Origin of the sequence: Enterobacter sp. SECR19-1250 (assembly GCF_013391025.1) — a bacterium.
Classification (GTDB): domain Bacteria; phylum Pseudomonadota; class Gammaproteobacteria; order Enterobacterales; family Enterobacteriaceae; genus Enterobacter; species Enterobacter cloacae.
In genome coordinates, this window is record NZ_JACASJ010000135.1 from 1 (window position 1) to 10,507 (window position 10,507).

Sequence of the window (10,507 nt, forward strand, 5' to 3'; positions counted from 1 at the left end):
CCAGTAGATCACACTTCATCGTGCTTTTCATTTTTCTGGGGAACCCTCAGCCCACCGGGAGAGGGAGAAAACACTAAAAACGGTAACGGATGTTACCGTTTTGCTTTTACCTTACAGCGCGATATCCGCCACCGGTTTGTTTTCTGCCTGCGGCTTCAGCTCCGCTTTTGGTGCAGCATCAGCAGCCTGCGGCTTAACGTATTGCAGTTGCAGTACGCGGCTGGTGTATTCCAGCTCCTGTTCCGTCGCGTCCACGTTACCGTTCAGCTTCGTACCGTAGGATGGAATAATAGTTTTCAGCTTCGCCTGCCATTCCGGCGTGGCGACTTTATCTTTAAACACTTTTTCCATCAGGTGCAGCATGATAGGTGCAGCGGTAGAGGCACCAGGGGAAGCCCCCAGCAGGGCGGCAATAGTGCCGTCTTTATCGCTTACCACTTCGGTCCCCAGACGCAGCACACCGCCCTCTTTCGGATCGCGTTTGATGATCTGTACGCGCTGACCCGCCTGCCACAGACGCCAGTCTTCTTTCTTCGCCTGCGGATAGTACTCTTTCAGCGCCTCGAAGCGTTCTTCATCAGAAAGCATCACCTGGCTAATCAGGTATTTCACCAGATCGAAGTTATCCAGCCCGACATCCATCATTGGCTTCACGTTTGAGGTGGTGGTTGCGCTCAGCAGATCCCACAACGAGCCGTTTTTCAGGAACTTAGTGGAGAAGGTTGCAAACGGCCCGAACAGCACCACACGCTTACCGTCAAGCATACGGGTATCGATGTGTGGAACGGACATTGGCGGCGCCCCCACGGAGGCCTGACCATACACTTTTGCCAGATGACGGTTCACCACTTCCGGGTTTTCCGACACCAGGAACTGACCGCCCACCGGGAAGCCCGCGTAGTCGTCCGCTTCCGGAATACCGGACTCCTGCAGCAGTTTCAGCGCCGCACCGCCCGCACCAATAAAGACAAACTTTGCCTTGATAACGTGCTCGGCTTCGTTGTTTTTCAGATCGGCAACGGTCACGCTCCAGCTGTTGTCAGCGTTGCGCTTAAAGCCACGCACTTCGGTGCTGAGCTGCAGATTGAAGTTCTCTTTTTTCTTCAGAGAGGCCACCAGCTGACGGGTGATTTCGCCATAGTTGACGTCAGTACCAATCTCAGTACGGGTTGCCGCCACCTTCTGGTTCGGGTCACGACCTTCCATCACCAGCGGTGCCCACTCTTTGATCTGCGCGTGATCTTCAGAATATTTCATGCCGCGGAACAGCGTGCTCTGCTGCAGCGCCGCGTAGCGTGCGCGCAGGAAGTTCACGTTCTGCTCGCCCCACACAAAGCTCATGTGCGGCACGGTGTTGATGAAGGAGTGCGGATCGTGCAACACGCCGCTGTTCACCTGGTGAGACCAGAACTGGCGAGAAATCTGGAATGCTTCGTTGATCTCTACCGCCTTCTCGATACTAATGGAACCGTCCTTTTTCTGCGGCGTATAGTTCAGTTCCATGAGTGCCGAATGTCCGGTACCGGCGTTATTCCAGCCGTTTGAGCTTTCCTGCGCCACGCCATCGAGGCGCTCGACCATGGTCATTGACCAGTCCGGCTGAAGCTCTTGCAGATAGGTTCCCAGCGTGGCGCTCATGATGCCGCCGCCAATTAAAAGGACGTCCGTTTCCTGCTCTTTTGGTGCGTCAGCTTTCGCCGCCATGGAGACGGTGTTCAGCCCCACGGCCAGAGAAAAGAGCATGGCAGTCATTTTTTTCATAATTTTGCCTTAGTTGAGTAGTGCTTGAAGCGTGGAAATTGCAGGTGAAAAAAGCTGCGGGGGGAACGGTAGCAACTTTTAAATATTGTTTAAAGGTTACGAAATTATTGTAATTGTGAAATTTAATGATGGATTGTTTGTGTGGGTTTGCCGGATGAAACTGGCAAGGCGCGTTATTTCTGGTTACTATGCTGCACTTTGTGATCGCGCGCACGGAAGCCCGCCCTAATCTGCGAATTGTTATGTCATTACCCCATGCTTCTCTTTCCCGTGAAGACCAGGTCGCCACGGTGCTGCGTTCCCCTCAACTGCTGCTACGCGAAACGCTGGCAGGCGTAATTACCGCTCTGGCCCTCATTCCTGAGGTGATCTCCTTTTCCGTGGTCGCAGGCGTTGACCCAAAGGTCAGCCTGATTGCCTCTGTGGTGCTGTGTCTGACCCTTTCAGCGTTCGGCGGTCGTCGTGCGATGGTCACAGCAGCTGCGGGCTCCGTCGCGCTGGTGATTGGCCCGATGGTGCATCAGCACGGCGTGCAGTACATCCTGCCGGCGGTCCTGATGGCGGGGATAATCCAGATTCTGTTTGGCGTGTTCGGAATGGCGCGCCTGATGCGCTTTATTCCCCAGTCGGTGATGACCGGTTTCGTAAATGCGCTGGGATTGTTAATTTTCTTCGCACAGGTTCCCCACTTCTGGAGCCGCAGCCCGCTGATTGTGGGCCTGTTCGTGCTGACGCTGCTGATTGTGCTTTGGGTGCCGCGCTTTGTTAAAAGCATCCCGTCACCGCTTATTGCGATTGTATTGCTCACCCTGTTCACCGTGACCAGCGGACAGGTTCTCCCGACGGTGGGGGATGAAGGTTCTATGAGCAGTGGTTTGCCAGGGCTGACACAGCTGCTCGTCCCGCTGAATATGGAAACGCTCAGCATCATCTGGCCATGCGCGCTGAGTATCGCTTTTGTCGGCCTGCTGGAATCACTGCTGACGGCAAAACTGGTGGATGAACTGACCGCGACGACGTCCAGCAAACGCCGTGAAAGTATCGGTCTGGGCGCAGGGAATATTCTTGCCGGGTTGTACGGCGGGATCGCGGGCTGTGCCATGATCGGACAAACCATTGTCAACGTGGAGATGGGCAAAGGTCGCAGTCGCGTCTCAACTTTTGCAGCGGGCATGGTGCTGCTGGTGCTGGTCACCGCCCTCAGTGAAGTGATGGCAAAAATCCCTATGGCCGTTCTGGCCGGGATCATGGCGATTGTTGCCATCAAAACGTTTAACTGGCACAGCCTTCAGCCTGCCACGTTAAAAAGCGCGCCGATTGCCGAAACGGTTGTGATGCTGATTACCGTTGCAGCAACGGTTTCAACCGGTAACCTGGCCATTGGCGTGCTGGGCGGGATTATTGTGATGGCATTGCTTCCCGCCCGGCTCAAGCGTCGGCTTAAAGAAGAAAAATCGTTGCAAGCCCAAGAAAAATAAAGAAACCGCCGGTATCGGTGATGGCGGTAATCATCACGCTCGACCCCACCGCGGGGTCGCGCCCCAGTTTGGTCATCGTCAGGGGGATAATGACCCCCATCATGGAGGCCACCAGCAGATTCAGCACCATCGCCAGCATCATCACCCCGCCTAACGCCATATCATCGTACAGCCACCAGGTAATGCCGCCCATAATGCCGCCCCACACCAGGCCGTTAATCAGCGCCACCCCCATCTCCCTGAAGATCAGGAAGGCGAAGTTACCCGGCTGAATATTTTCCAGCGCCAGTGCACGGACGATCATGGTAATGGTCTGGTTGCCGGTGTTGCCGCCAATGCCGGCCACAATCGGCATCAGCGAGGCCAGCGCGACCAGTTGTGAAATGGTGTGTTCAAAGCCGTCGATCACCCGTGAGGCGATAAATGCCGTGCAGAGGTTAATGGCGAGCCATGCCCAGCGGGTTTTCACCGCCTTGCCGACGGAGGCGTGGACGTCATCTTCGGCGCTGATCCCGCCGAGCGCACGTAAATCGTTATCGGTCTCTTCGTAAACCACGTCAACGATCTCATCGATGGTCAGACGCCCCATCAGTTTACCCACAGAATCAACGACCGCCGCGCTCACAAGGTCGTCACGTTCGAAGGTACGGGCCGCTTTTTCCGCGTCGTCTTCCGGGGAGAAGACCATCGGCTCGGTTTCCATCACCTCACTCACACGCCGCTGGGTGCTGTTGAGCAGGATCGTTTTAAGCTCCAGCTCGCCAAGCAGGGTTTTATCCCGGGAGGTGACGAACAGTTTATCGGTGTTGTCCGGCATGCTGCCCAGGCGACGCAGATAGCGCTGCACCGTACCGAGAGTTACATCCGGGCGCACCATGATGACGCCAAACTCCATAATGGCGCCCACGCTGTGTTTGTCATAGTGCATCACCTGACGCACGCGTGCCCGCTCTTCCGCAGGCAGCGAAGCCAGCAGTCGCCCGGTCAGGTTTCGCGGCAGGTGCTGAACGAGGTAAATCTGCTCGTCAATGTCCAGCGTCTGCAGGGCATCGAGGATATCCCGGTCGCTCATCTCATCAATGAGATCGTCCCAGACGTTTTCAGAGGCTTCCAGCAACACCTGCCCGCGCTCGTGATCCTGCACCAGACGCCACAGGGCGTGACGCTCTTCCGAGGGGAGGGCTTCCAGGGTATCCGCCAGATCCGGCGGAGGTAAATGAGCAACCAGCGCACCTACCTCAGCAATATCGTCGGCCAGCGTGCCGACATCATATTGCTCAGCCAGGGTCAGTTTGCCCAGTAACGCAGAGGTGACCGCTTTATCCGTCGTGAGGAGCCAGATGAGACGCGCACGTTCCTGGTCGCGCTGCCTGGCACTGTTTTTCTTTAAAACCGACATTAATCATAAATCCATGAAATAAGTTGGCTTTAAGCATAGCGCGGAGATATGTAAATAAGAATAAACAACGGGGCGGGATGGAGAAAAAATCGGCATAACGTGCACGATTTATCCCCTCTCCCCGTGGGAGAGGGTTAGGATGAAGGCTTCAGGCCGTGCGCGCCACCGCATCGCGAGACGCCGCATCGCGCTCCTCACCGGTCAGCTCGCTCAGCTTGCCGTCACGCATCTCCAGCAGCCGGTCGGCGTGAATGAAGTAGTGATCGTCATGGCTGATGGCAAAGATGGTTTTGCCCATCGCCTGCATCAGCGGCAGCAGCACCTGGTAGAACTCGCGGCGGAAATGCGGGTCCTGATCCGCCGCCCACTCGTCCAGCAGAATGATGTCGCGCTCTTCCGCCAGAGCCAGCAGCAGCGCCACGCGCTTTTTCTGGCCTTTCGAGAGCTTCAGGTTCAGGATCTTGCCGTCCTGCAGCTCAAGCTTGTGCGACATCTGCAGATGCGCCAGCCACTTCTCCACCAGCGCCGGGTTAGCCTGTTGCCCTTCCGGCCCCAGCAGCTGGTCGAAGAGCCAGACATCGGTGAATACCGCCGAGAACAGCTTGCGATAATCCTCAGGCTTCTCTGCGCTGAGCGCGCGGCCATCCAGCAGAATGTCACCCGATTGCGGCTGATATAACCCCGTCAGCAACATCGCCAGCGTCGATTTCCCGCTGCCGTTACCGCCAATGAGAAACAGCAGTTCGCCGCGATGAATCGTCAGATTGACCGGGCCCACGGAAAAGGCGTTGTCCTGGTAGCGGAATGTGACGTTACGCAGTTCCAGCGTTTGCCAGTTCGGGAAGGCCTGAGGGCGCGGGAACTCGGCTTTGAACGGCGCAAGGTCGAACTTTTTGAGCTTATTAAACGCCACCTGCGCGCTCAGCAAGGTGGGCAATGCACCGACGGCAGAGAGCAGCGGTGTGCGCAAAAACAGCAGCGTCAGGGAGTAAGTTGCCGCTACATTGGTATCGGCCCAGCCCAGGCTGTTGGCCATCCAGAAGACCAGGCCAATCGCGCCCAGCATCATAATGTTCGACCAGTTAACCGCGCTCAGGTGGAAGGTATCAGCACGGATAATATGGTGCCGGTATTCACGCGCGTCCGGGATGTAGAGGTTGTTGAAGATATGCTCGGCACGCTCGCGGTTCAGGGTCAGCTCTTTACGCCCTTCCAGTACCGTCTGGTAATCGTTATAGAGTTTGTCCTCGGTTTCACGCAGTACCGCCATGTGTTTGTAGACGCGGGAAACCAGCAGAAAACCGCCCCAGATGGTGATAGTAATCCACAGTGCCGTAACGGCCAGCATCTTGCTGGAGAGCCAGGCGAGATAGGCCGCCGAGCCAACGGTCAGGATAATGCCCTGCACCAGCTCCGGCAGACGGACAAACGCAATGGTGATGGCGCGCACGTCGCTGGTCAGTCCCGCCAGCAAAGAGGCACTGCCGAGTTGCTCGACGCGCTCCACCTGGGTATCCAGGATCCGCTTGATAAACTCGCTGCGCAGGCGGAAGACGAAATGATGCCCGAGAGCAGTCAGCGCCAGCTGGGAACCCAGCGTGACCGCCATCAGCAGCAATAATAGCCCCAGAAATTCCGGCAGAACGGACAGCGAGGTGTCGACCATTTCGATCAAACGCACGTTGATGAAGGCGATAAGACCAATACCTAATGCGGCGCTGGCAAGGCTTAGCGCCATTACCGCAATAAAGGGCCAGCGATACTGACGCCAGACAAGAAGAAGTAGTTGCATGCAGGCAATCCGGACAATAAAAATCAGCCAGCAGTGTAAACTGCCCTGCGTTTACATCAAGAATAATTCTTATTTTTGTTTGCCTAGCGCGGTCTGGCGGAAAGTCAGGTTAAAGCGGAACTCGCCCGTCTGCGGATGGACGCCAGGCTTCAGTGGCTGAATGCCGTGATAATAGAGCCGCGACTCCCTGCCCCACACCACCACATCCCCATGCTCCAGCATCAGACGCTGGAGAGGATCGTTGCGGCGTAATCCGCCGAACTGGAATATGGCGGGCAGACCCAGGGATACCGAGACGATCGGCGCACGCAGATCGGGTTCATCTTTATCCTGATGCAGCGAGAGTTTCGCCCCAACGCCATAGCGGTTGATAAGACAGGCATCCGGTTGAAAATCGGGATAGGTGGCCTCGACGGCGGCATCATGGCAGAGCGCCTGAAAAACCGCAGGCATGGGCGGCCAGGGCTTGCCGGTGACGGGATCGTCCGGGGCATAGAGATAGCCCCGTTCGTTGGTTGCCCATCCTGCCGTACCGCAGTTGGTCATCGCCACCGACATGGTGTAGCCGCCAGGCGTCACCATATGTCGGAATGGCGAAACGGCCGCGACGTCCTGGATCCCGGCCAGCAGCGCCGAGGCCCGGGAGAGTGCAAACCGGCGCAGGATCACTGCGCCAGGCGCTAGCGGCTCCTGCCAGGGTTCTGCATCCGCAAAGAGATCGAGCATTATCCCTCCTGATTCCTGGACTCACGTTTCAATAATAGCGCCTTTCGTTCCGTCCCCCAGCGATAGCCCGAAAGCGCTCCGTCCTGGCGTACAACACGATGGCAAGGGATGACGATCGCCAGTTTATTTGCGGCACACGCTGCGGCCACCGCACGTACCGCGCCAGGTTTGCCAATCGCCTGCGCCACCTGCTGGTAGCTGGCTGTTTCACCGCAGGGAATATTGCGCAGGGCCTGCCAGACCAGCTGCTGGAAAGCGGTTCCGCGAATATCCAGCGGCAGAGCCAGCGGCACGCCACGGTTATCGATGGTATGGATAACCTGAGCAATACGTCGGGCAAATTCGCCTTCCAGCGGCGCGCGTTCAGCGTCCGGAAACAGCGACAAAATCTCCTGGGTGACTTTGGCATCATCATCGCCCAGCAATATTGCGCAGATCCCCCGCTTGCTTTCGCCCACCAGACAGCGGCCTAAGGCACACTCGCTGATGGCATAGCGCACTGCGACATCCCCTTTACGGTACTGCTTTGCCGTCATGCCCAGCGCGTCATTGGCTTTACGATAGTAGCTGCTGCTGTCCGGGAACCCTGCCGCCAGCACGGCATCGGTTATTTTATCCCCGTGGGCAAGCGCATTGCGCAGGCGCTGTCCCCGCGCCGCCTGCTGCCAGGCTTTTGGCGTCATCCCGGTTACGGATTTAAACAGGCGGTGAAAATGGAAAGGACTCATGGCAACCTGCTGCGCCAGCATTTCCAGCGTTAACGCGGGATCCTGCTCCAGCAGGCGGCAGGCGCGCTCCACTTTTTCCAGCTTCTCTTCCTGCGGGTCGCGTTTGTCCGGTCGGCAGCGCTTGCACGGCCGAAACCCAGCCTGAACAGCATGGTGCACATCGGGGTAAAAGTGGACATTTTTACGCAGCGCGTGTCGGGCGCGACAGGACGGACGACATACGATCCCTGTCGTCTGGACGGCAAAGACAAATTGTTCGTCAGCACGCGGATCGCGGGCCAGCACAGCCTGCCAGCGATCCTCATCGGTCATATAGGTCGGGTTTTTCATCATCGGCTCCTCTTACAAGCATACCTACAGCTTGCCTGAGCGCCAGCAATCAAAAACCCGCAACCTTGCTTTTTAATTCTTTTCGCTTACCAGGAAGCTGTCGAACTGCGGTGAACTCCAGGTCTTAAAGCCGTCGGCCTCTTTGGTGATCATATACACCGCCAGCCCTTGCTGGCGAACCACCTCTTTGGCTTTCTCAGTACCGAGCACCATTAACCCGGTATCCCAGGCATCGGCTTCCAGCGCCGTCGGGGCAATCACCGTAACCGAGACCAGATTATGCGTAATAGGTCGCCCGGTCTGGGGGTCAATAACATGCGAGATCCGCTTCCCGTCGAGCTCGTAATAGTTACGGTAGCTGCCGGAGGTGCTGATGCCATGGCCGTTAATATCGACAATTGCCTGCACCGCATTTTGCTGGTCGGTCGGTTTTTGAATCGCCACACGCCACGGTTTGCCGCTGGCGTTCATCCCCCGGCTGACCAATGCGCCACCCACGGAGACCAGATAACGCGGGATGCCTTCCTGAGCCATCAGTGCGGCCAGATGATCCGCCGCATAACCTTCCCCGACTGTCGACAGGTCAACAAACAGGTCGGGGATGTCTTTTTGCAGATACTGTTGCCCGTACTGGTTGATCACCGTCAGGTGCTGAAGCCCTGTCCGGGCACGGGCGTCGTCAATGGCCGCCTGATCGGGGGTGGTCACCGGCTGCTTATTTGGGCCGAATCCCCAGAGGTTAACTAACGGCCCCACGGTCACGTCCATCGCACCGTGGGTTTTATAGCCCACGCGCATCGATTCGGTCACGATATCGGCCATCTCCTCGCTCACCGGCCACAGGGACGTGCTGGTAGAGAGGTTAAAGCGCATCAGCGCCGAGTCGTTTTTGTAGGTGGATAGCAGCTGATCGTCGGCATCCAGCTGAGACTGAATTTTGCCGCGAAGTTCTTCTGCGCGTGCTTTATCAAGGTTCATTACGCTGACGCGCCAGAATGTCCCCATCGTTTTGCCTTCCAGCACCGTCGCCGCTGGCGCGTCGGTGTGTGCCACAGGCGTGGAAGAGTCACATGCGGTCAGGAAAAAAAAGGTTGCCAGGACGCTGGCGCGTAAAAAAGTCATGTCCATTCATTATTATCCTCATGCCAGGGCGGCAAGAGTACACCAAAACGCGGGAATTGAAAGGCCTTAAAAAAGGCAATAAAAAGGGGCCAGCCGACCCCTTTGTTACACTGAAAAGCGATTAGAACTGGTAAACCAGACCCAGTGCTACGATATCGTCAGTGCTGATACCTGCATTACGGGTGAACTCTTTGTCATCCAGCAGGTTGATTTTGTAGTCCACATAGGTAGACATGTTTTTGTTGAAGTAGTAAGTCGCACCCACATCAACATATTTCAGCAGATCCTGATCGCCGTAACCGTTTTCCAGATCCTTACCTTTGGACTGCAGGTAAGCCACGGATGGACGCAGGCCGAAGTCGAACTGGTACTGAGCAACCACTTCGAAGTTCTGCGCTTTGTTAGCCCAACCCAGGTTACCTACGCGAGTCGCGTTATAGGTCTGAGTATACTGAGCAGCCAGGTAGATGTTGTTAGCGTCGTATTTCAGACCGCCGGTGTAGGTTTCAGCGCGGTCTCCATTACCGTAAGTCAGATCGTTCTGGGAGCTGGTACGCTTAGAGCTGGACACGGCAGTACCGATACCGAAGCCTTCGCCCAGGTTATAAGTGATAGAACCGCCGACGCCGTCACCGTTCTGACGCAGTTCAGTACGACCATTGTTAGTCTGGTCTTCACCGCTTGCGCTACCGTTTTTACCCTGATACTGAACAGCGAAGTTCAGGCCATCAACCAGGCCGAAGAAATCGCTGTTACGGTAGGTCGCGAAGCCGTTACCACGCTGCTGCATGAAGTTGTCAGAACCGTAGGTGTCGCCGCCAAATTCTGGCAGAACGTCGGTCCAGGAAGTCACATCGTAAACAACACCGTAGTTACGACCGTAGTCGAAAGAGCCCGCGTCACCAAATTTCAGACCGGCGAACGCCACACGAGTCCAGGAGTTGTTTTCGTTCTCACCAGAGTTACCCTGAATCTGGTATTCCCACTGGCCGTAACCGGTCAGTTGATCGTTAACCTGAGTTTCGCCTTTGAAGCCAAGACGCATGTAGGTCTGGTCGCCATCCTGACTGTCGTCATCAGAGAAATAGTGCAGACCATCGACTTTGCCGTACAGATCTAAGGAAGGTGCGAATAAGCAGGTCATTTCTTCCCAAGCTGACTCGCTGATTAA

General features: G+C 56.4%; 8 protein-coding genes. 1 reads left to right on the forward strand and 7 read right to left on the reverse strand.

Annotated elements, in window-relative coordinates; all coding sequences use genetic code 11:
* Positions 1-111: 111 nt before the first annotated feature.
* Positions 112-1,761: a malate dehydrogenase (quinone) gene (gene mqo, locus HX884_RS23335; RefSeq protein ID WP_020690675.1), complete on the reverse strand. Its 1,650-nt coding sequence runs from the start codon at positions 1,759-1,761 to the stop codon at positions 112-114.
* Between the two features lie 188 nt (positions 1,762-1,949).
* On the opposite strand from mqo, the gene HX884_RS23340 reads away from it, so the two are divergent.
* Positions 1,950-3,239: a SulP family inorganic anion transporter gene (locus tag HX884_RS23340; RefSeq protein ID WP_020690674.1), complete on the forward strand. Its 1,290-nt coding sequence runs from the start codon at positions 1,950-1,952 to the stop codon at positions 3,237-3,239.
* On the opposite strand, the gene mgtE is transcribed toward HX884_RS23340, so the two are convergent.
* The 6 genes from mgtE to HX884_RS23370 form a co-directional block, all read right to left on the reverse strand.
* Complete coding sequence (mgtE, locus tag HX884_RS23345; RefSeq protein WP_013098001.1) at positions 3,202-4,638, reverse strand: magnesium transporter; 1,437 nt, start codon at positions 4,636-4,638, stop codon at positions 3,202-3,204. The two genes, HX884_RS23340 and mgtE, sit on opposite strands and share 38 nt — an antisense overlap.
* Positions 4,639-4,786: 148 nt before the next feature.
* Positions 4,787-6,430: a multidrug ABC transporter permease/ATP-binding protein gene (locus HX884_RS23350; protein ID WP_029883099.1), complete on the reverse strand. Its 1,644-nt coding sequence runs from the start codon at positions 6,428-6,430 to the stop codon at positions 4,787-4,789.
* A gap of 69 nt (positions 6,431-6,499) precedes the next feature.
* Complete coding sequence (gene alkB / locus HX884_RS23355; RefSeq protein ID WP_178328871.1) at positions 6,500-7,156, reverse strand: DNA oxidative demethylase AlkB; 657 nt, start codon at positions 7,154-7,156, stop codon at positions 6,500-6,502.
* Entirely contained in the window at positions 7,156-8,214 is a 1,059-nt protein-coding gene (gene ada / locus HX884_RS23360; RefSeq protein WP_038420235.1) for a bifunctional DNA-binding transcriptional regulator/O6-methylguanine-DNA methyltransferase Ada, read from the reverse strand. Before ada ends, alkB begins: the two co-directional genes overlap by 1 nt.
* A gap of 72 nt (positions 8,215-8,286) precedes the next feature.
* Complete coding sequence (apbE, locus tag HX884_RS23365; RefSeq protein WP_013098005.1) at positions 8,287-9,342, reverse strand: FAD:protein FMN transferase ApbE; 1,056 nt, start codon at positions 9,340-9,342, stop codon at positions 8,287-8,289.
* A gap of 115 nt (positions 9,343-9,457) precedes the next feature.
* A complete protein-coding gene (locus tag HX884_RS23370; RefSeq protein WP_309138900.1) occupies positions 9,458-10,504 on the reverse strand; it encodes a porin OmpC in 1,047 nt (348 codons plus the stop codon).
* Positions 10,505-10,507: the final 3 nt, after the last annotated feature.